This window comes from Cobetia amphilecti, assembly GCF_032923285.1.
Lineage (GTDB): Bacteria > Pseudomonadota > Gammaproteobacteria > Pseudomonadales > Halomonadaceae > Cobetia > Cobetia amphilecti.
In genome coordinates, this window is record NZ_CP136695.1 from 687,645 (window position 1) to 707,902 (window position 20,258).

Sequence of the window (20,258 nt, forward strand, 5' to 3'; positions counted from 1 at the left end):
GAGGATCAGCCCTCGACGACAGTACCACCTTCGCCGACACAGGATTCAGCGCTGGCAGTGTACGACCAGCCCTGGCCCTTGCAGGCGTTGTGGCCCTTGCATGCGCTGTTGGCGGTCGCGCATTCGGAGGTGCCCTTGCAGGAGTTGATGCCGGAGCACTTCACGGCATTGTCACCGGCGTGCACCGGCAGCGAGGTCAGGGCGGCAGTGGAGAACAGCGCGGCGGCAGCGGCGGCGAAGGTAGCGGCAGTAACGGTCTTCTTCATGGTCATGATGGCTTCCTATCGGGCAGGGCCCGTATTTTTTGAATTATGGATCAGGAACATCGTGGCACCCGCTTGCGTCAGACAGCTCGTTCAGGCGGGTCATGACGTCATACGCCGTCAAAATAAAGTTGGATGCGGAAACGCCAAAAAATCTGACATCATTGTTCACTATGCTTGGAAAGGCAGTCTTGCCGAATTAGTGAGCCTGCTTATGGTACGCTTTCGCCATCATCTGCCCGATTGCCGATATCCCTTCCTCTTGCTGGAGTTCCCCATGCCGGACCTACTTCGACGCCTGTGGCGCATACCGCGCTGGCGCTGGAGCATCGTGCTCGTTCTACTGTTGGGGGGCTGCAGTGCCGTCGCGATTCATCAGCTCGATGAGCGTTTCGGCCCCGCGTCACCGCGTGAGCGGGTGGTGTCACACGACAGTCTTGCCGGGCGTCAGTGGGAGGATGAGGTCAAGCCGGTGATCGAGACGCGCTGCGTGGTCTGTCATGGCTGCTACGACGCTCCCTGTCAGCTCAAGTTGTCATCGGCCGCCGGGATCGATCGCGGCATGAATCCGGCGCCGGTCTACGATGGCACGCGCTTGCTGGCGGCCAATCTGACGCGCATGTTCGAAGACGCGGACACCACCGAGCAGTGGCGCAGCATGGACTTCTCGCCGGTGCTCAATGAGCGCTTCGACTCTCCGGCCGCCAATCTGGAGGGCAGTGTGCTGTTCCGTGCGCTCAGCCAGAAGCGCAAGGCGCCGCTGCCGGTGACGGAAGATGGCCTGCTGCCGGAAGACCGCTTCGACCTGTCGCTCAATCGCAGTCAGGTGTGTGCCCCCGTCGAGGGCTACGACAAGTTCGCCGAAGACCATCCTGACTGGGGCATGCCCTACGCCCTGCCACAGGTCAGCGATGAAGAGCACCGCACGCTGGTGAACTGGCTGGCCAAGGGTGGCGCGATGACCGGTCCGGCGCCGTTGCCCCAGGCGCTGATGCCGCACATCGAGCAGGCCGAGCGCTTCTTCAATGGCGACAGCCTCAAGCAGCGCCTGATGAATCGCTACATCTACGAGCATCTCTTCCTGAGCCATGTGTATTTCCCGGGCATCAAGGGCGCGGACGGCCGGCCGATCTTCTTCAAGCTGGTGCGTTCCAGCACCCCGCCGGGCGAGCCGATCAAGCGCATCTCCACGCGCCGCCCCTACGATGCACCCTACGCCTCCTACACCGCCGATGAGCGCGCGAGCCTGCCCCACGATGACGCCGGGCGCCCGCGGGTCTATTACCGTCTGTGGCAGGAGCGCGCGACGATCCTGGCCAAGAATCATCTGCCCTATGCGCTCAATGATGCTCGCTTCAAGCGCTGGCAGGCGCTGTTCCTGACACCGGATTACCCGGTGGATGACCTGCCGGACTACGACCTCAAGACGGCCTCGAATCCTTTCCTGACCTTCGAGGCCATCCCGGCCGAGTCACGCTATCGCTTCATGCTGGATGAGTCGCAGAACACCATCATGGGCTTCATCAAGGGGCCGGTCTGTCGCGGGCAGGTCGCGGTGGATGTGATCAATGATCACTTCTGGGTCGGTTTCACTGACCCGAAGATGTTCAGTCACCCGGAAGTGGAACGCACCCTGGCCGAGGAAGGAAAGAATCTCAGCCTGCCCGCCGAGCAGAGCAGCAATGCGTTGCCGATCAGCTCCTGGGTCAAGTTCGAGAGCAAGCAGACCGCCTACCTCAAGGCCAAGCAGCGCCTGATGTCCCAGGCCTATCTCGATGGCGATCTGCGCCTGGATGAGCGAGTGCTATGGGACGGCAGCGGCTGGGCTGAGGGCCCCGGCCAGGGGCGTAACCCCAACGCGGCCCTGACCATCTATCGTCACTTCGACAATGCGGCGGTGATGAAGGGGCTGGTCGGTGGCGTGCCCAAGACGGGCTGGATCATCGATTACCCGATGCTGGAGCGCATCCACTATCTGCTGGTCGCCGGCTTCGATGTCTACGGCAATCTCGGCCATCAGCTGGTCACCCGTCTGTACATGGACTTCCTGCGCATGGAAGGCGAGAACAACCTGCTGGTGCTGTTGCCGGCAGGTGAGCGCCAGGCGGTGCATGACAGCTGGTATCGCGACGTCAGCCCCGGGCTTGGCGAGCTGCTGTTCAAGAAGCCGCCGCAGTTCGATGCGCCCAGTGGCATCGTCTGGACGCCGCAGGAGCTGTCATCGCCGAACCAGGCTCGCCTTGGGCTGATGCGGCGCATGCAGGAGCGCCTCGCGCCGGAACTCGGCCATGAGCGCAGCCTGAGCAATGTCGAGGACGAGCACGTGCGACATGAGCTGCAGGCCCTCGCTGCGGTGCAGGGAGTCTCGGCCAGCCTGATGCCGGAGGTGACGATCGTCGCGCTGGAGGATGGCACTGATGACTCGCCGCGCCTTTACAGCGTGCTGCGCAATTCCGCCCACGCCAACATCACCAGCCTGTTCGATGAGGAGGAAAATCGCCGTCCTGAGGAAGACACTCTCGATGTCTTGCGGGGCGTGGCGGGCGATTACCCGAATGCCTTCTGGCGTCTGACGCCTGACACCCTGACGGGACTGGCAGAGCGGGTGGCGACGCTCGAGACCGAAGAGGACTATCGCGCCCTGCAGGCCGATATCGGGGTGCGCCGGACTGATCCGCGCTTCTGGGAGTTCTCCGACAGCGTGCTGCGCACCAACTATGCTGATCGCCCTGTCGAAGCGGGCCTGCTGGACTATAACCGCCTCGAGAACCGCTGATCGCCAGCGAAGGCCGAGACAAGCCCTATTGTCATGACTGTCTGGCCTGACAGAAAGAAGAAGCCCGCCACGCAAATTGCGTGGCGGGCTTCTGTCTTGTGTGGTGCCGACATGGCGCCCTGGCGGCGGATCAGCGCAGTGTCGCTCAGCGTGATGTGCTGTCAGCAGGCGTCATCAGCGACCGCCCTGACACTCGCCTTCGGCCAGTTCGATCAGGCCATCCAGATGCAGGATATGCACCTCGCGGGCACGAATGTCGACCAGCCCCTGGGTCTGGAAGCGGGTCAGGATACGACTGATGGTTTCGACGGCCAGCCCCAGATAGTTGCCGATATCGGCGCGTGCCATCGAGAGGCGGAAGCTGTACGGCGAATAGCCACGGCGACGGAAGCGCTGTGACAGGTTGACCAGGAAGCTCGCCAGCCGCTCATCGGCTGTCTTGCGCGACAGCAGCATCATCATGCGGCGATCTTCGTGCAACTCCTTGCTCAGGCTCTTGAACAGCTGGGTTCTCAGCTCCGGCATCTGCTCCGAGAGCGCATTGAGGCGGTCGAAGGGAATCTCGCAGACGGTGGTGGTCTCCAGCGCCACTGCGGTGCCGGGATAGCAATTGCTGTCGATGGCATCCAGCCCGGCCAGCTCGCTGGGCAGGTAGAAGCCGGTCAGCTGCTCCATGCCGCTGTTTTCATTGGTGATCTGCTTGAGACTTCCGGAGCGCACCGTGAAGACGCAATCGAAGGCATCGCCCTGGGTGAAGAGCACTTCCCCTTTTCTGAGTGGCGCGCGACGGCGGATGATGGCGTCAAACTGGTCGATATCTTCCATGTTCAGTGCCAGTGGCAGGCACAGTGAACTCAGCGAACAGGTCTGGCAGCGGGCTTCATGGGCGCGCAAGCGGTGTGATGCCTGTGCATTGGCCGTCATGGTGACTCTCCTGAGGAATGTCACCGCTACCCCTGGGGCAGGGCAGCGGAGGGGTCTTTCGGGCGCAACAACGGTGGGGCGGGGCCTTGTCGCCCGCCGCTACCCTGCTCAGCCGATGTGATTCGAGCGGCCAGAGTCTGAGCGCTTATCGGCTAATGCAGTGCAATTTCGTAGCGCCATAATATTAGATTTTATTAATTCATTATCCTGCCCAACCCATGGGCGTTGCAAGGTGTGTGAACTTTAGGCCTGGTTGGCCCCGCATGACCATACCGCGACGACCTGCCTCAGCCAGCTGCGCCGAGCAGCAGGATCAGTGCGGCGGTCAGCGTCGCCAGTGCCAGTATGCCCCAGGCACGTGGCGCTGGTGTGTCAGGCTGACGTACGCCGTTGATGCGATGTTCCTGCATGGGGCCATCGCCTTCGCGCTCGTCGCTGTCAGCGCTGGCGGCGCGCGAAAGGCTGCCCAGGGCCAGCATGGCGAACAGCACCAGGCTGCCCAGCGTGAGGGCCAGCACCCAGAGATTCCAGAACAGGGGGAGTCCAGTTGTCTCCAGCAGATTCATGTCGTGTCTCCTGAGCGGTGTCCTGTCATGGGTCGCGGCTGGCGATGTCGCTCGCGGGGGCGGCCTGCTGCAGGTAGGCGAGCAGCGCCGTGATTTCGGCAGTGCCACGCACGTCATTGGGGGCGGCGAGAATCTCGTCTTCCGCGTAGGGCACGCCCAGGCCTTGCAGGGCTCGCATGCGGGCCGCGATGCCTTCGCCGCTCAACGCCTGCTCGAACAGCCACGGGTAGGCGGGCATCGCTGAGCCCGGCGCCTGACTGCGCGGGTCATTCAGATGCAGACGCTGCCAGGCATCGTCATGTTGCGCAGGCAGCTGGCTCAAATCCGTCCCCCAGCGCTCGACGCCCCACAGCGAAGGGCGGTCGTAGTAGCGCTCCCGGGCGGTCGTCGCATCGCCGTGTCGCGCCGTGTCGCCCGGTAGATCGCGCACCATGCGTGTATGGCACTGCTGACAGCCCTCGCGTTGGTAGATGCGCTGGCCCTCCAGCGCCAGGGCGCTCAGCGGTTTGAGGTCTTCGGGTGCGCTGGCGAGGCTGGGGTGAGCCCCGAGCGGCACCAGCTGGGCAAGGGCGCCGAGGCTCATGGTGAGCAGGCATAGTGCCGTCATCAGGCCGGCGTGACGTTCGAGCAGGACATGTCTCATGCGTAGTGCCCTCCCGAGGATGTGGCAGGGGGCGTGGTAGAGGGGGACGCAGAGTGCGTGGCAGGCTCTGATGATGCCTTGTGCGAGCCGGAGCTCAGGCGCTGACGCTCGTGAGCGGCTTGGCGTTCGCTCTTTTGATCAGCCAGGGTGCGCGTCACGTTGAGGAGCATCAGCAGCAAGCCGAGCGCCCAGCAGGCGAGCCCGCCCAGCGAGATCATCATCGGCATGCGGGCCACTTCCAGCACCTCGCTCAAGGTGTATAGCGGCCTGCCGTCATCTGCCAGCACATGCCACATGCTGCCTTGAAGCAGCGTGGTCGCCCAGCTGGCGGCAACGCACAGCAGGGTGCCGATGATGACCAGCAGGGCATGAGTCTTGAGCAGCGCGAGGGAGCGCATCGGGGGCAGCAGGTGATAGGCCATCACGATGGCGACTGTCGCGACCACCCCCAGGCTTGCTGCCGGCGACAGACTGTTGGCGGCACTGAAGGTCAGGGCGTTGAGTGTCGGCAATGACAGCAGGCTGTATTCAAGAACCGCAATGGCGAAGCTGATCAGCGCTGCCGCCAGCAGGCAGTTAAGCGGATCCCGGCGCAATGAGTGCCAATCCTCCTTGAGTGTCATCAGGCCATTGAGGCTGAGTGCCAGCCCCGGCGCCAGCAGCAGGAGGCCCATCGCCATGCCCAGCGTCTGGCTCCAGGCCGGCAGGGCGCTCGCGAACAGCAGTGGAGCGCCTCCCCATGTCACCAGCAGCACCAGCATCCAGAAGCTGGTGGCGGCCAGCCGATGCGAGTAGAGCGGCAGCCGCGAGCGGCTCGTCACCATGTGATGGAGCAAGGCAATGACGCCGAATGCGAACATGCCGCCGGGGAGTGGCCCTGCCTGCCAGCGCTGAATCAGTGCCTCGAGGCTGCCCGTGAAGAGCGGTATCGATTCCAGCAGGCCGATCGGCACGCTGAGCGAGATCAGCACATGCTGTATCAACACCAGCATCAGGCCGGCGATGAAGTACCAGCAGGCCACCGGCAGGCGGCGCAGCGTGCGCTGTTCCAGCATTGTGAAGAAGACCCACGCCACGGCCAGCCAGACGAGGGTCATCAGGAGATCGACGAGCCAGGGCGCTTCGGCCATGTATTGGCCCGAGGAGTAGCCTGCGACAATCGCCAGTGCGCCGAGCGCGACCACGGCCTGCCAGCCGAGGAAGGTGAAATGCATCAGCTTGAGCGTGAAGGGAGTCAGTGCGATATCCGGTATCGCCGTCTCGGCGTCCGTGCGTGATTCGCGTTGCAGGACACTGTGCATGGCGATGGAGTAGCCGCCGGCGATCACTGCCGAGCCGCCCAGACCGAAGAGCAGCAGGTGGTGCTGCAAGGGAGCGAGGCGGCCGTAACTCAGCCAGGCCACTTCCGGTCCCAGTGATGGCCATAGCCAGATGAGGTTGAGCCACACCGCCAGACAGAGGCTGAGCAGCCCCCAGATGACGGCCATGCGAGAAAAATCATGGTTCACGTGATGATGATGGTTCACGCGGGGATGGCAGGCCGAAGCCTCAAGAGCTGTACGCATATCACGACCTCGTCGGCAGTGGGCGAAAGCGCAGTGCTGGTGGTGACGGTGCAGGAAGCGGCGCTGCGGGAGCGGTCAGGTCATCGACGCCCCTGTCAGGGCAGCAGGGCTGGCGCTGACCGATATCACGCGCGACCATGACCGACTGACAGGCCATCCCTCGCGCTGGAATGCAGCGTTTACCCCTCATCGGTTCCAGCGTTGTCTGGCGCGAGCCGTACGAGATCAACAGGAGAATTTCGCTTGCCCGCCGTCACTTCATCATCGGACGAAGATGCCAATGCGTCCAATACGGCTGAGGTCCCCAGCCCTTACGCCGAGGAAGGCTTTCGTGTCGCCAGCCTGGCCGATGTCGCCTCGGAGCTTGCTGCTCGCCAGACCATGTCCCACGACGCGCTGGCCGCGCGAGGGCCGTGGCGAGGCTGGTTGGCGGAACTGGGGCCGCTTGAGATCCATGGACGACCGGGGCGTGCCCTGCTGTTGCATGCGCATGGTGCCGGCGCCGGGCGTGAGACCGACTTCCATCAACAGTTCGGCGCTGCCTGCCTGATGCAGGACATGGCGTGGCTGGCATTCGATTTCGGCTATCTCGTCAGGATGCGCTGCGAAAGCCGCCGCCGACCGCCGCCCCGGCTGCCCGGGCTGATCGAGGAGATGGCGCGCTGGTGTCAGGCGCTGATGGCGTGTGTGGCGGCCGTCGACTCCTTGCGATCACTGCCCTGGCTGGTCGGTGGCAAGTCGATGGGCAGTCGTGTGGCCTCCCATCTGCTGGTGGAGTTGACCCGGGCGGCGCATGCGCCGTTGCCGGTCGGGTGGTACGCGCTGGGCTATCCGTTTCATCCCACGGGCAAGCCCGACAAGTTGCGTATCGACCATCTGCCGGATATCCCGATGGCCGGCTTGATCTGTCAGGGCAGCCGCGATCCCTTCGGAACTCGCGAGGAAGTGACGGCATATCCGTTGCCGGAAAGCCTTATATTGCTTTGGCTGAATGATGGCGAACATGATTTCAAGCCACGAAAAGCGAGTGGCGAGACGCGTGAAGGACTGATTTCGCGTGCGGCGCTGGCCTTGGCCAATCACCCGGCGCTGGGCGGAAAACGGCAGTGAATCGCCACCATGCGAGGGGCATTACCCTGGCCTTCGATGGCGACAGCGGCATGTCAGAATGATGACGCAACGCTGATGTTTACTGGCCTGCAGGCGAAATGCAGCGGGAAAGTCCTGTCTTATCAATACTCTGTCGCGGGCGATTGCTGAAATTGCGCGCAAAAAAAGTATTGACTCATGGGCCGGATTCCGTAGAATGCAGCGCCAACGAGACAGGGGTGGTTAGCTCAGTTGGTAGAGCACCAGCCTTACAAGCTGGGGGTCACTGGTTCGAACCCAGTACCACCCACCATTTGAAAAAAGTCATTGCTTTTCAAAGCGTTACTTGATTAAATGGCCTGGTTCGTTAGCAGAAGCAAGCGATTGTCGTGGACCGGTAGTTCAGTTGGTTAGAATGCCGGCCTGTCACGCCGGAGGTCGCGGGTTCGAGTCCCGTCCGGTCCGCCATTCTCGTTTGTCATGCGCCCGATGTTGAGTTGTTCTGAAGTGGACCGGTAGTTCAGTTGGTTAGAATGCCGGCCTGTCACGCCGGAGGTCGCGGGTTCGAGTCCCGTCCGGTCCGCCATCAGAATCGCGAGATATCATCGCTGCTTGCAGCAAAGATCGTTTGTGTTGGGTGATTAGCTCAGTTGGTTAGAGCACAAGCTTCACATGCTTGGGGTCACTGGTTCGAATCCAGTATCACCCACCAATGCGGACCGGTAGTTCAGTTGGTTAGAATGCCGGCCTGTCACGCCGGAGGTCGCGGGTTCGAGTCCCGTCCGGTCCGCCATTCGATCTCATAGAATTCGTGAAACCCGAGCTTTCGAGCTCGGGTTTTTGCGTTTCTGGCTGTCGGAAAGTCTTCAGTACTGGCCCGGCCCGCTTGTCCCCCTGTCCTTTCCTCTTTTCTCTTTTCTCTTCTCTCTTCTCGACCTGGTCATGTTCCAGGCTTGTCGGTCTTCCCTGGGCACATCACGACATTTCGTTCTTGCCCGTTGATGGGTGTCCTGCTCGGTTGCTCACCTTTCTGATGTCATCACTGGCGTCATTCGCAATGTGGCCTTTGGGAGTATTGAGCCCATGGCGCGATGCTCTACACTGGGATCACTCGTTTCATACGACCGTTTGCCATCTATCATCAGTCGTTGATGTCCTGACAACCTGTTACTGACGACCATGACTGAGTGAGTGTTGCTGATGAGAGTGGCGGCGGCGCGATATAACAATGATTGTCCGAGGTGCTCGAGACAGCCAAGGAGAGACCGCAATGACTGCCTATCCGAATATCTTCCGTCCGCTGACGTTGGGCCACATCACGCTCAAGAACCGTGTGCTGATGGGCTCTATGCACACGGGGCTTGAGGAGACTCCCAATGGCTTCGCGCGCCTGGCGGCGTTCTATCGTGAGCGTGCGCGCCATGGGGTGGCGCTGATCGTCACGGGCGGTATCGCGCCGAATGCGGAAGGGGCTGTCATGCAGGGGGCCGCGAAGCTGACCACCCCGGAGGAGGCGAAGCACCATCGTGAGGTCACCGAGGCGGTGCACGCCGAGGATGGGCGTATCTGTCTGCAGATTCTGCATGCGGGGCGTTATGCCTACTCGCCGGATCAGGTCGCGCCCTCGGCGATTCAGGCGCCGATCAACCCCTTCACGCCACGCGCGCTGAGCACGTCAGAGGTCAAGGAGCAGATTGCTGACTACGTGCGCTGCGCCAGCCTGGCCCGCGAGGCCGGCTATGACGGCGTCGAGGTGATGGGCTCGGAAGGCTATTTCATCAACCAGTTCATCTGTCGGCGCACCAATCAGCGCGAGGATGAGTACGGGGGCAGCTTCGAGAATCGCATCCGCCTGGCGGTGGAGATCGTCGCCGGTATCCGTGCCGCGCTGGGCGAGGACTTCCTGATCATCTATCGCCTCTCGATGCTGGATCTGGTCGATGAGGGCAGCACCTGGGAGGAAGTGGTCGCGCTCGGCAAGGCCATCGAGGCGGCAGGGGCGAGCCTGATCAATACCGGCATCGGCTGGCATGAGGCGCGTGTGCCGACCATCGTCACCAGCGTGCCGCGCGCTGTCTTCACGGGGCTGACCCAGCGCATGAAGCAGGAGCTCAGTCTGCCGCTGATCACCACCAATCGCATCAACATGCCCGAGGTTGCCGAGTCGGTGCTGGCCGAGGGCCATGCCGACATGGTGTCGATGGCGCGGCCGTTCCTGGCGGACCCGCAATGGGTCAGCAAGGCCAGGGCGGACGATGCTGCCATCATCAATACCTGCATCGCCTGCAATCAGGCGTGTCTCGATCACACCTTCCAGATGAAGCTGACCTCGTGCCTGGTCAATCCGCGCGCCTGTCATGAAACCGAGATGGTGATCGAGCCTGCGCGACATGAGCGCCGTGTGGCAGTGGTGGGCGCAGGGCCTGCGGGGTTATCTGCCGCCGTGACGGCGGCCGAGCGTGGTCACGACGTGGTGCTGTTCGAGGCGCAGTCCGAGGTAGGTGGCCAGTTCAATTTCGCGCGTCGTATTCCCGGCAAGGAAGAGTTCGACGAGACACTGCGTTACTTCAACGAGAAGCTGGTGCGTTGTGGGGTCGAGGTGCGTCTCAATACTCGCGCCACCGCCGAGATGCTGGCGGAATTCGATGCCGTGATTCTGGCCTCGGGGGTGAAGGCGCGGACGCCGGATATCGAGGGTGTCGAAGCCGGTATCGAGCGGGGGCAGGTGCTCAGCTATGCCGAGGCGATCAGTGCGCCGGAGCGGGTCGGGCGTCGCGTGGCGTTGATCGGGGCTGGCGGGATCGGCTTCGATGTCGCGGAACTGATGACTCACGTCGAGCCGTCGCCCTCGCTGGATGGTGAGCTGTGGTGCGAGGAGTGGGGGGTGGATCTCTCGGTCAGCACGCCTGGCGGCCTCAAGGCACCCGTGGTGCCGCAGGCGCCTCGTGAGGTGTGGCTGCTGCAGCGCAAGACTTCCAAGCCCGGCAAGGGGCTGGGCAAGACCACTGGCTGGGTGCATCGCGCGACCCTCAAGCAGCGTGGCGTCAAAATGGTCGCCGGCTGTGAGTATCGCTCGATCGACAGCGAAGGCCTGATCGTCAGCCTCAATGGCGAAGAGCAGCATCTGGCGCTGGACAGCATCGTGCTGTGCGCCGGGCAGGATTCGGTGCTGGAGCTCAAGGCGCCTCTGGAGGCGGCGGGGGTGGAGCTGCATATCATCGGTGGCGCCGACAAGGCGGCAGAGCTGGATGCCAAGCGCGCGATCGCGCAGGGCACCATGGCGGCCGCTGCGCTTTGAGTTGACCGCGATCACGCATGGGGATATTCAGCGTTGAGCTGAGCCTGACCACTGCCTAGACTGATGGAAGCCACCGCGGACGCCGTGCCTTTGCTGCATGTGCCTTCGTGGTGGCTTTGTCGTCTTCAGAGTTTGCCTCGGGCGCCGCGCCAGCGGCTCGATGCGCTCTGATCTCTGCCTTGCCGCCACGATGGGATCTGCTCATGTCACCGCACGCTGCCGCCTCACGCCATGCCACCGCTGAGGCTCTGATGCCGGACACCGAGGACAGTCCTTTGCCGCCACACAGGGAGGGTGCTCGGGCTTCATCATCGCTGGCCGCCTCCCCACCGGTAGCCGAGACACTGGACAGCCTGCTGGATCTCTTCACGCCGCCAGCGGTCGAGCGCCTGGCGTGGCCGCTGGCCGATGAGGCCGGTGTGATCGTCGAGTGCCTGCGCGCCGACACGCTGGACAGCGAGATTTCCGGCAACAAGGCCTGGAAGTTGCGCCTGCCGCTGGCCAGGGCGTTGAGCGAGAAGCGGGGCATCATCAGCTGTGGGGGTGGTTGGTCGAACCATCTGCATGCGCTGGCGGCGGCGGGGGCCAGATTGGGCATCGAGACGCATGGCCTGGTGCGCGGGCATCCCGAAGCGCCGCTGACGCCCACGCTCGCCGATGCGCGCGACAATGGCATGCGCTTGAGTTTCGTCTCGCGAGCCGAGTACCGGCAGCGCGATCAGCCTGATTTTGCCAGGCGCCATGGCGAGGGAGTATGGATTCCCGAGGGTGGCGGTTGCGTGGAGGGCGTCGCCGGGCTGGCGCCGTTGGCCCAGGCGCTGGCCGAGCCGGTGCCGGGCGAATCTGCGCCGCAGCTGGTGCTGCTGGCCTGTGGCAGCGGCACGACGCTTGCCGGGGTGCTGAGTGCGCTGGGCGAGCGCGATGGGCTGCGGGTCATCGGGGTGCCGACCATGAATCATGGCGATCAGCTCTACCATCGTGTGCGTCGCCTGCTGGCGGAGAGTGGCGGCAGCCAGCAGAAGACGCCGGAGTGGGGCCTGTGGCTGGGAGCGCAGGCCGGCGGCTTTGCCAAGGCGCCTGACTGGTTGATCCAGTTCATTCAGCGCTTCGAGGCCGAGACCGGCGTTGCGGTGGAGCCGGTCTACACCGCCAAGCTGTTCGCGGCGCTGGCGCACCATCTGGCCAATGGTCTGATCGCACGCGGTACGCGCATTCGCGTGCTGCACGGCGGTGGCTTGCAGGGGCGGCGAGGTTATCCGGCGTTGCAGACCATCTGAGGGTGCTGGCGAGGCGAGTGTCGTCTGGCTTGTGACTTCCTGTGAGGCGCCATCCAGCGGCTTGCGTGCAGCCTTCACCTGCCACTGGCGGCGGCGTGCAGCGCTGTTATGATGGAGTTTCTGCAGCGGCTCCTGCCATCCGGGAGCCGTGTCTGTTTCACCGGATAGGGTGATCCCCTGTCCCGCTCTGGAAATCCCCATGACGACTGATGCCATTGCCCCGACCCCCGCTGCGACCTCTGCTGCCGATGAAGCGTGCACTTCACGCTTTCTGGCCAGTGACAACACGTCCGGTATCTGTCCCGAGGCGATGGCGTACATGATGCAGGCCAATCGTGATGACGATCTCGCCTACGGCAATGACCGCTGGACACAGCAGGTCACCGACAGCTTCCGTCAGCTGTTCGAGACCGAGTGCGAGGTGTTTTTCGTCTTCAATGGCACCGCCGCCAACTCCCTGTCGCTGGCCCACCTGTGCCAGTCCTACCACAGTGTCATCTGTCACGAACTGGCCCATATCGAGACCGATGAATGCGGTGGGCCGGAGTTCTTCTCCAACGGTTCCAAGTTGCTCAACGCGCCGGGCCCCGACGGCAAGCTGACGCCGGAAGGCATCGAGCAGCTGGTCACCAAGCGCAGCGATATCCACTATCCGCGTCCGCGCGTGATCTCCCTGACCCAGTGCACCGAGGTCGGCACCGTCTACAGCCTGGAAGAGCTGCAGGCGATTCGTGAAGTGGCGGACCGTCATGATCTGCAGATCCATATGGATGGCGCCCGTTTCGCCAATGCCTGCGCCGCGCTGAATGTCTCACCGGCCGAGCTGACCTGGAAGGCGGGTGTGGACGTGCTGTGCTTCTCCGGCACCAAGAATGGTCTGGCCATGGGGGAGGCGGTGATCTTCTTCGATCGCAAGCTGGCACGCGATTTCGATTACCGCTGCAAGCAGGCCGGTCAGCTGGCCTCCAAGATGCGCTTCATCGCGGCGCCCTGGATGGGGCTGCTGGAAAATGATGTCTGGCTGAACAACGCCCGCCATGCAAACGGCATGGCGCAGTATCTGGCCGAGCGACTCGAGGCGCTGGAGGGCATCGAGCTGCTGTTCCCCAGCGAGGCCAACAGCGTGTTCGCCAGCTTCCCCGAGCATGTGCTGGCGGCACTGCGTGAGCGTGGCTGGACCTTCTATACCTTCATCGGTGCGGGTGGCGCGCGTTTCGTCTGCTCCTGGAATACCACCACCGAGTTGCTCAACGCCTTGCTCAAGGATATTCGCGACGTGCTGTGAGTCTCTTGATTCAGGCAGTCCCGAAGGCGTGAGCGCCGCCCTCGAGATCCCCATCGCCCCGGCGGTGGGGATTTTTTTGTGGCCGGTTGTCCGCTCTTGTCAACGTCATGCGTGGCTGAGGCAAGCGTCTGATCAGGTTGGTAGCCACTTCGTCGCCAGTCGTTGTTTTCATGGTCTTTGTGGTGAGTCAGGAGGCTTTATGAAGCATGGCGGGGGTGGTCGGGAGTGAAGTGTGGCCGCGGCCATTCTTGCTTGGTGAGCTGGTGTGCAGCGTCGTCTGGGCGTGGGAGTGACTGGCGTCAACCGTCAGTCTGTTCCTATGCTCAAGGTGTGCTGCGGTGCAACATGACATGAGTGAATCACCCGCGACAGCAGAAGCATTGGTCGAGTTTTCGCGTCTTTCGAAGCTTTCTTCAACGCGTTGTCAGGGGCGTTCAGGCGCCATCGTAGTGTCTGCTGACCCACTGGCTGCCGTAGATCCTGCGGTGCTTGGCAGAACTGGCTCCGCCGGCGGAAAGTTCGTTGAATGCATTCATTCACTGTATTGGACACCAGCACCCTATATCGACCTATGCTGATAAACACGCCGAGGCAGTCGTCCTGCGTACGCTATCCAGGCTGAGCGGACGAACGAATTTTGCGGTCTTACCTGAGTGGGCCCGGCGATGGTCCCAGCGACTGATGTCGCGACAAGGAGGCTTCCATGAGCATCTTCGATCACGTGCAGAGCCGCTACGAGCGGATTCAGCAAGAAGAGATGAGTCTCCAGGAGTACCTGGAGTTGTGCCGGCAGGACACTACTGCCTACGCCAGCGCTGCCGAGCGCATGCTGGCGGCCATCGGTGAACCGGAGGTCATCGATACCGCCAAGGACCCCAGTCTTTCCCGTATCTTTTCCAACAAGCTGATCCGCCGTTATCCAAGCTTTGCCGAGTTCTATGGCATGGAAGAGGCTATCGAGCAGATCGTTTCCTACTTCCGGCATGCGGCGCAGGGACTGGAGGAGCGCAAGCAGATCCTGTATCTGCTCGGCCCGGTGGGCGGCGGCAAGTCGTCTCTGGCGGAGCGTCTCAAGCTGCTGATGGAGCAGATTCCCTTCTATGCCATCAAGGGCTCGCCGGTCTTCGAGTCTCCGCTGGGGCTGTTCTCGCCGGAGGAAGATGGCGAGCTGATCGAGAAGGAGTACGGCATTCCCCAGCGCTGCATGCGCAGTGCCATGTCACCGTGGGCCGCCAAGCGTCTCAAGGAATATGGCGGTGATATCAGCAAGTTCCGCGTGGTCAAGCTCTATCCCTCGCGCCTCAATCAGATCGGTATCTCCAAGACCGAGCCGGGCGATGACAACAACCAGGACATTTCCGCGCTGGTCGGCAAGGTCGATATCCGTCAGCTGGAGCTCTATGCCCAGGACGACCCGGATGCCTACAGCTTCTCCGGCGGGCTGTGCAAGGCCAACCAGGGACTGATGGAATTCGTCGAGATGTTCAAGGCACCGATCAAGGTGCTGCACCCGCTGCTGACCGCGACCCAGGAGGGCAATTACAACCCGACGGAAGGCATGGGCGCGATTCCCTTCGATGGCGTGGTGCTGGCGCACTCCAACGAAAGCGAGTGGCAGGCATTTCGCAACAACCGCAACAACGAGGCCTTCCTCGATCGCGTCTATATCGTCAAGGTGCCTTACTGCCTGCGCGCTTCCGAGGAGGTCAAGATCTACGCCAAGCTGCTGGAGCATTCGTCGCTGAATCAGGCGCCCTGTGCCCCGGATACGCTGCGCATGTTGTCCCAGTTCATCGTGCTGTCGCGTCTGCGTGAGCCGGAGAATTCCAGCGTCTACTCGAAGATGCGCATCTATGACGGCGAGAACCTCAAGGATACCGATCCGCGCGCCAAGTCGATCCAGGAATACCGCGACAGTGCCGGTGTCGACGAGGGGATGGATGGGCTCTCGACACGCTTTGCCTTCAAGATTCTCTCCAAGGTCTTCAACTTCGATGCCAGTGAGGTTGCGGCCAATCCGGTCCATCTGCTCTACGTGCTGGAGCAGCGCCTCGATCAGGAGCAGCTGCCCAAGGAAACCCATGAGCGCTACCTGCGCTATATCAAGGAATACCTGGCGCCCCGCTACGTCGACTTCATCGGCAAGGAGATCCAGACCGCCTATCTCGAGTCCTATTCCGAGTATGGGCAGAACATCTTCGATCGCTATGTGACCTATGCCGACTTCTGGATCCAGGAGCAGGAGTATCGCGATCCCGAGACCGGCGAGCTGCTGGACCGTCAGTCACTCAACGAGGAACTGGAGAAGATCGAGAAGCCCGCGGGCATCTCCAACCCGAAGGATTTCCGTCACGAGGTGGTCAACTTCGTGCTGCGCGCACGGGCGCAGAACAACGGTACCAACCCGAGCTGGCAGTCCTACGAGAAGCTGCGTGCGGTGATCGAGAAGAAGATGTTCGCCAATACCGAAGAACTGCTGCCGGTCATCTCCTTCAATGCCAAGGCCTCGGCATCCGACCAGCGCAAGCACGAGGACTTCGTGGCGCGCATGGTGGATCGCGGCTACACCGAGAAGCAGGTGCGGCTGTTGTCCGAATGGTACCTGCGCGTACGCAAGTCGCAGTAAGCCCTGCCGACTGACGACAGGCCTGCCGGCGGGCACGATTGCCGCCGGCACTTGCCATCCGGCCATCCGCTGAGGGCGGGGCCGGCAAGGAGGGCGAATGAGTTATTTCATTGATCGACGCAGCAATGCACGCAACAAGAGTGCAGTGAATCGACAGCGCTTCATTCGGCGCTATCGCAGTCATATCAAGCGGGCGGTGGAGGATGCCGTCAATCGGCGCTCCATCACCGACATGGAGCGCGGCGAGGAAGTGTCCATTCCGACGCGTGACATTTCCGAGCCGGTCTTCCAGCACGGGCAGGGCGGCAAGCGGCGTGTGATCAATCCCGGCAACAAGGAATTTGTCGAAGGGGACCGCATGCGCCGTCCCAGCGGCGGTGGTGGGGGAGGCGGCAGTGGCGAGGGCCAGGCCTCCAATCAGGGCGAGGGGGAAGACGACTTTGCCTTCACCCTGTCGCGTGAGGAATTTCTCGAGTTCGTCTTCGACGGGCTGGAGCTGCCGCATCTGGAGCGCAAGCAGATCGCGGACATGGAAGAGGTGCGCCCGGTGCGCGCGGGGATCGCGCGTGACGGCACACCAGCACGTATCAACATCGTGCGCTCGATGCGTTCAGCACAGGCGCGGCGCATCGCGATGCGCTCCCCGATCAAGCGGGCGCTGAAGGAGGCTGTCGAAGCGCTGGAGCAGGAGGAGCGCAAGGACCCGGTGCTGCGCAACAAGGTGCGCATCAGTGAGCTCAAGGCGGAAATCGAGCGGCTCGAGGCGCGCCTCAAGGCGGTGCCGTTCCTCGATACCTATGATCTGCGCTACAACCACCTCATCAATCAGCCGATGCCGTCCAACAAGGCGGTGATGTTCTGCGTGATGGATGTCTCGGGGTCGATGACCCAGGCGCACAAGGACATCGGCAAGCGTTTCTTCCTGTTGCTGTATCTGTTTCTGGAGCGCAACTACGAGAAGGTCGAGCTGGTCTTCATCCGTCACCACACCGCTGCCAAGGAAGTCGACGAGGAGGAGTTCTTCTACTCCCGCGAGACCGGCGGCACCATCGTGTCCAGTGCCCTCACGCTGCTCGATGAGGTGATCGAATCACGCTATCCGGCCGGTGAGTGGAATCTCTACGTGGCGCAGGCCTCGGATGGCGACAACTGGGACGACGATTCCACCAACTGTCGCGAACTGATGATCAAGAAGTTGATGCCGCGCCTGCAGTACTACGCCTATGTGGAGATCACGCCGCATGCCCATCAGGCGCTATGGGAGGAGTACGAGCGGGTCGAGGCGGAATTTCCGGAACGCTTTGCCATGCAGCAGATCGTCGAGGCAGGCGATATCTACCCGGTATTCCGCGAGCTGTTCAAGCGCCGCATCAGCGCCTGATCACATCATGCGACGTGCCCGGCAGTCGCGCCGGGCCAGGAGGCCTCATGAGTCATGGTCTTGATGGCGGTCTTGATGACCGAATGAGCAAGCGCATCGATAGCCGGCTGGAAGATACCCAGCCGGCCAGCGGGTCGGATTGGACCTTCGAATTGCTCGAGTATTTCGAAAGCGAGATCGCGCGCATCGCCGCGCAGTACAAGCTGGAAATCTACCCCAACCAGATCGAGGTGATCACGTCCGAGCAGATGATGGATGCCTACGCCAGCATCGGCATGCCGGTCGGCTATCATCACTGGTCGTTCGGCAAGCAGTTCCTGTCGGTGGAGCAGGCGTATCGGCGAGGGCAGATGGGGCTGGCCTATGAGCTGGTGATCAACTCCGACCCGTGCATCGCCTATCTGATGGAAGAGAACACCCTGATGATGCAGATTCTGGTCATGGCGCATGCCTGCTATGGCCACAACAGCTTCTTCAAGGGCAATTATCTGTTCCGCACCTGGACGGATGCCTCGGCGATCATCGACTACCTCGTCTTCGCGCGGAAATACGTGTCCGAGTGCGAGGAGCGTCATGGCGTGGACGCCGTCGAGCAGCTGCTCGATGCCTGCCATGCGCTGCAGAACTATGGCGTGGATCGCTACAAGCGTCCTTCAGCCATCTCGCCGGAAGAGGAGGTCCAGCGTCAGCAGGAGCGTGAAGCCTACCTGCAGGCCCAGGTGAATGCGCTGTGGACCACGATTCCCCAGGCGGGCGAAGAGGATGAGGTGGTCGATGAGGTCAATGATCCTCTCGGTCTGCATCGTCGCGGCCGCTATCCGCCGGAACCGCAGGAGAACCTGCTCTATTTCATCGAGAAGAATGCCCCGTTGCTGGAGCCCTGGCAGCGCGAGCTGGTGCGTATCGTGCGCAAGCTGGCACAGTACTTCTACCCGCAGCGCCAGACGCAGGTGATGAATGAGGGCTGGGCGTGTTTCTGGCACTACACCATCATGAATCAGCTCTACGATGAGGGGTTGATCGGCGAGGGCGTGATTCTCGAGTTCCTGCAGTCGCATACCTCGGTGGTGCAGCAGCCCGGCTTCGATCACCCGCACTACAACGGCATCAACCCCTATGCGCTGGGCTTCGCGATGTTCACCGATATCAAGCGTATCTGTGAGCACCCCGACGATGAGGATCGTGAGTGGTTCCCGGATATCGCCGGCAGCGACTGGCTGGAAACGGTGCACTTCGCGATGCGCAACTTCAAGGATGAGTCCTTCATCCAGCAATTCCTGTCGCCCAAGGTGATCCGGGATCTCAAGCTGTTCTCGCTGGTCGATGACGACAGCGATGAGCATCTCGTCATCGACGCCATTCACGACAGTCGTGGTTACAAGCGCATTCGTGAGGCGCTGTGCGTGCAATACGCACTGAGCCACCGTGAGCCGAATATCCAGGTGTGGGCCGCCAACATTCGCGGTGATCGCTCGCTGACCCTGCGCCATGTGCAGGATGATCGGCGCCCGCTGGCGCGCAGCGTCTACCCCGTGATGCGCTATCTGCATCAGCTGTGGGGCTTCCCTGTCCATCTGGAGTCGATGGAGAACGATGAGGTGGCAAGGCGCTACCAGTGGCCACTGCCGGAGGACGCCAATCCCGGCTGACAGGGCGTCAGGTGACGCTCATGGCGGATCGAGTAGGTGTCGAAGGATGCCTGACCTGATCGGCGCGCAATCGCCAAAAGGCAGGCATGAAAAAACCGCCGTGAGGATACCCTCGCGGCGGTTTTCTTGTCTCAATCGTCTCTCGTGCTCGTGCTCGTGCTCTCAGCCAGAGGGTTCCAGTTGAGCGTCTCAGGCCGGGCGCTTGGTCCAGGACTGACACCAGCCCTTCGGCTCGACGCTATGGCTTGGGAAAAGCTGGCAGCCTTCGTTCTCGGGCTTGTAGAACATGCAGTTGGCGCAGTCCGAACCCGGCTTGAAGGCGGGGTGGTCCTTGGCTTCACTGGCGACTTCCACGTAGTTGAGCGCCTTGGCTTGCGGATTGGAGGTATCCAGTCGCGGCAGGTCGGCGGCAAGGGCGCGGGGTGAGAGTATGGCGGCGCCCAGCGGCAGGGCAGCGAGCCCCAGCAGGCTATTGCGCATGAAGTTACGGCGGCTCTGATTGGCCATGGTCGGATTCCTTCTCATCAATGGAGCACAACCGTCGGGATGTGCTGCGGTCACGGCTCGCCTGTCAGGAGGCGCTTGCATGTCAGTCGTTGCAGTGTCGCGGGTGCCACCGGCACCTTGATGGGTGCTCTGCGTGACATTGCTGACCGCTTGCTGGCATTCATGGATGCAGGTGGCATGCCAGATACTGAACATGTGGTCAGGTTCTGCGCCATCGGTGTTCGGGCAGATTTGTCAGGAGGTATCTGCTCGCCGATGGTGCATCAAGCGGGTGCTACCTGCTTATTGTGGCTTGAGTTGGGGCAACCGTCAGCCTCGCTGGCAGAACTCTGGCATGATGGAATCGACGCAGGAACGTGAATGACGTCGCTGTGGCCCGCGAGCCATGGCGAAATGATGGATGCATGCC

At 62.2% G+C, this 20,258-nt stretch carries 14 protein-coding genes and 5 tRNA genes; 13 read left to right on the forward strand and 6 right to left on the reverse strand.

What is annotated here, in order from left to right; all coding sequences use genetic code 11:
• Positions 1-5: 5 nt before the first annotated feature.
• Complete coding sequence (bufA2, locus tag R1T44_RS03055; protein WP_197738697.1) at positions 6-272, reverse strand: BufA2 family periplasmic bufferin-type metallophore; 267 nt, start codon at positions 270-272, stop codon at positions 6-8.
• Positions 273-540: 268 nt separating this feature from the next.
• On the opposite strand from bufA2, the gene R1T44_RS03060 reads away from it, so the two are divergent.
• A complete protein-coding gene (locus R1T44_RS03060; RefSeq protein WP_317292550.1) occupies positions 541-3,039 on the forward strand; it encodes a fatty acid cis/trans isomerase in 2,499 nt (832 codons plus the stop codon).
• Positions 3,040-3,213: 174 nt separating this feature from the next.
• Here the strand turns inward: R1T44_RS03060 and fnr are convergent, their stop codons facing one another.
• From fnr to R1T44_RS03080, 4 genes are all read right to left on the reverse strand, one after another.
• Entirely contained in the window at positions 3,214-3,963 is a 750-nt protein-coding gene (fnr, locus tag R1T44_RS03065) for a fumarate/nitrate reduction transcriptional regulator Fnr (RefSeq protein WP_043333190.1), read from the reverse strand.
• A 287-nt stretch (positions 3,964-4,250) separates the two neighbouring features.
• A complete protein-coding gene (locus R1T44_RS03070; RefSeq protein ID WP_317292551.1) occupies positions 4,251-4,529 on the reverse strand; it encodes a hypothetical protein in 279 nt (92 codons plus the stop codon).
• A 25-nt stretch (positions 4,530-4,554) separates the two neighbouring features.
• Positions 4,555-5,172 carry a cbb3-type cytochrome c oxidase subunit II gene (locus R1T44_RS03075; protein ID WP_317292552.1) on the reverse strand — a complete coding sequence of 206 codons (618 nt, stop codon included), beginning with the start codon at positions 5,170-5,172 and terminating at the stop codon, positions 4,555-4,557.
• Complete coding sequence (locus R1T44_RS03080) at positions 5,169-6,659, reverse strand: cbb3-type cytochrome c oxidase subunit I (RefSeq protein ID WP_317292553.1); 1,491 nt, start codon at positions 6,657-6,659, stop codon at positions 5,169-5,171. Before R1T44_RS03080 ends, R1T44_RS03075 begins: the two co-directional genes overlap by 4 nt.
• 321 nt (positions 6,660-6,980) lie before the next feature.
• On the opposite strand from R1T44_RS03080, the gene R1T44_RS03085 reads away from it, so the two are divergent.
• From R1T44_RS03085 to R1T44_RS03140, 12 genes are all read left to right on the forward strand, one after another.
• Positions 6,981-7,847 carry an alpha/beta family hydrolase gene (locus tag R1T44_RS03085; RefSeq protein WP_317292554.1) on the forward strand — a complete coding sequence of 289 codons (867 nt, stop codon included), beginning with the start codon at positions 6,981-6,983 and terminating at the stop codon, positions 7,845-7,847.
• 216 nt (positions 7,848-8,063) lie between these two features.
• Positions 8,064-8,139: transfer RNA gene (locus R1T44_RS03090), tRNA-Val, on the forward strand.
• A gap of 78 nt (positions 8,140-8,217) precedes the next feature.
• Positions 8,218-8,294: transfer RNA gene (locus R1T44_RS03095), tRNA-Asp, on the forward strand.
• 41 nt (positions 8,295-8,335) lie between these two features.
• A tRNA-Asp gene (locus R1T44_RS03100) sits at positions 8,336-8,412 on the forward strand.
• 49 nt (positions 8,413-8,461) lie between these two features.
• Positions 8,462-8,538: transfer RNA gene (locus tag R1T44_RS03105), tRNA-Val, on the forward strand.
• 4 nt (positions 8,539-8,542) lie between these two features.
• Positions 8,543-8,619 (forward strand) — tRNA-Asp (locus R1T44_RS03110).
• A gap of 477 nt (positions 8,620-9,096) precedes the next feature.
• Positions 9,097-11,124 carry an NADPH-dependent 2,4-dienoyl-CoA reductase gene (locus R1T44_RS03115; RefSeq protein ID WP_317292555.1) on the forward strand — a complete coding sequence of 676 codons (2,028 nt, stop codon included), beginning with the start codon at positions 9,097-9,099 and terminating at the stop codon, positions 11,122-11,124.
• 203 nt (positions 11,125-11,327) lie between these two features.
• Positions 11,328-12,401 carry a 1-aminocyclopropane-1-carboxylate deaminase/D-cysteine desulfhydrase gene (locus R1T44_RS03120; protein WP_317292556.1) on the forward strand — a complete coding sequence of 358 codons (1,074 nt, stop codon included), beginning with the start codon at positions 11,328-11,330 and terminating at the stop codon, positions 12,399-12,401.
• A 199-nt stretch (positions 12,402-12,600) separates the two neighbouring features.
• Complete coding sequence (locus R1T44_RS03125; protein WP_317292557.1) at positions 12,601-13,686, forward strand: threonine aldolase family protein; 1,086 nt, start codon at positions 12,601-12,603, stop codon at positions 13,684-13,686.
• A gap of 703 nt (positions 13,687-14,389) precedes the next feature.
• Positions 14,390-16,312, forward strand: a complete 1,923-nt coding sequence (locus R1T44_RS03130) for a PrkA family serine protein kinase (RefSeq protein ID WP_043334761.1) — start codon at positions 14,390-14,392, stop codon at positions 16,310-16,312.
• 97 nt (positions 16,313-16,409) lie between these two features.
• A complete protein-coding gene (locus R1T44_RS03135; RefSeq protein WP_043334759.1) occupies positions 16,410-17,693 on the forward strand; it encodes a YeaH/YhbH family protein in 1,284 nt (427 codons plus the stop codon).
• Between the two features lie 83 nt (positions 17,694-17,776).
• Positions 17,777-19,342, forward strand: a complete 1,566-nt coding sequence (locus R1T44_RS03140) for a SpoVR family protein (protein ID WP_317292914.1) — start codon at positions 17,777-17,779, stop codon at positions 19,340-19,342.
• A 189-nt stretch (positions 19,343-19,531) separates the two neighbouring features.
• Here R1T44_RS03140 and R1T44_RS03145 read toward each other — a convergent pair whose 3' ends face one another.
• A complete protein-coding gene (locus tag R1T44_RS03145; RefSeq protein ID WP_043334757.1) occupies positions 19,532-19,849 on the reverse strand; it encodes a high-potential iron-sulfur protein in 318 nt (105 codons plus the stop codon).
• Positions 19,850-20,258: the final 409 nt, after the last annotated feature.

Coding starts and splice junctions, on each gene's coding strand:
- R1T44_RS03145 (WP_043334757.1), bottom strand. CDS start 19,849: ATGGCCAATCAGAGCCGCCGTAACTTCATGCGCAATAGCCTGCTGGGG.
- R1T44_RS03125 (WP_317292557.1), top strand. CDS start 12,601: ATGACGACTGATGCCATTGCCCCGACCCCCGCTGCGACCTCTGCTGCC.
- R1T44_RS03060 (WP_317292550.1), top strand. CDS start 541: ATGCCGGACCTACTTCGACGCCTGTGGCGCATACCGCGCTGGCGCTGG.
- R1T44_RS03075 (WP_317292552.1), bottom strand. CDS start 5,172: ATGAGACATGTCCTGCTCGAACGTCACGCCGGCCTGATGACGGCACTA.
- R1T44_RS03140 (WP_317292914.1), top strand. CDS start 17,777: ATGAGCAAGCGCATCGATAGCCGGCTGGAAGATACCCAGCCGGCCAGC.
- R1T44_RS03135 (WP_043334759.1), top strand. CDS start 16,410: ATGAGTTATTTCATTGATCGACGCAGCAATGCACGCAACAAGAGTGCA.
- fnr (WP_043333190.1), bottom strand. CDS start 3,963: ATGACGGCCAATGCACAGGCATCACACCGCTTGCGCGCCCATGAAGCC.
- R1T44_RS03130 (WP_043334761.1), top strand. CDS start 14,390: ATGAGCATCTTCGATCACGTGCAGAGCCGCTACGAGCGGATTCAGCAA.
- R1T44_RS03070 (WP_317292551.1), bottom strand. CDS start 4,529: ATGAATCTGCTGGAGACAACTGGACTCCCCCTGTTCTGGAATCTCTGG.
- R1T44_RS03120 (WP_317292556.1), top strand. CDS start 11,328: ATGTCACCGCACGCTGCCGCCTCACGCCATGCCACCGCTGAGGCTCTG.
- bufA2 (WP_197738697.1), bottom strand. CDS start 272: ATGACCATGAAGAAGACCGTTACTGCCGCTACCTTCGCCGCCGCTGCC.
- R1T44_RS03080 (WP_317292553.1), bottom strand. CDS start 6,659: ATGGCCGTCATCTGGGGGCTGCTCAGCCTCTGTCTGGCGGTGTGGCTC.
- R1T44_RS03115 (WP_317292555.1), top strand. CDS start 9,097: ATGACTGCCTATCCGAATATCTTCCGTCCGCTGACGTTGGGCCACATC.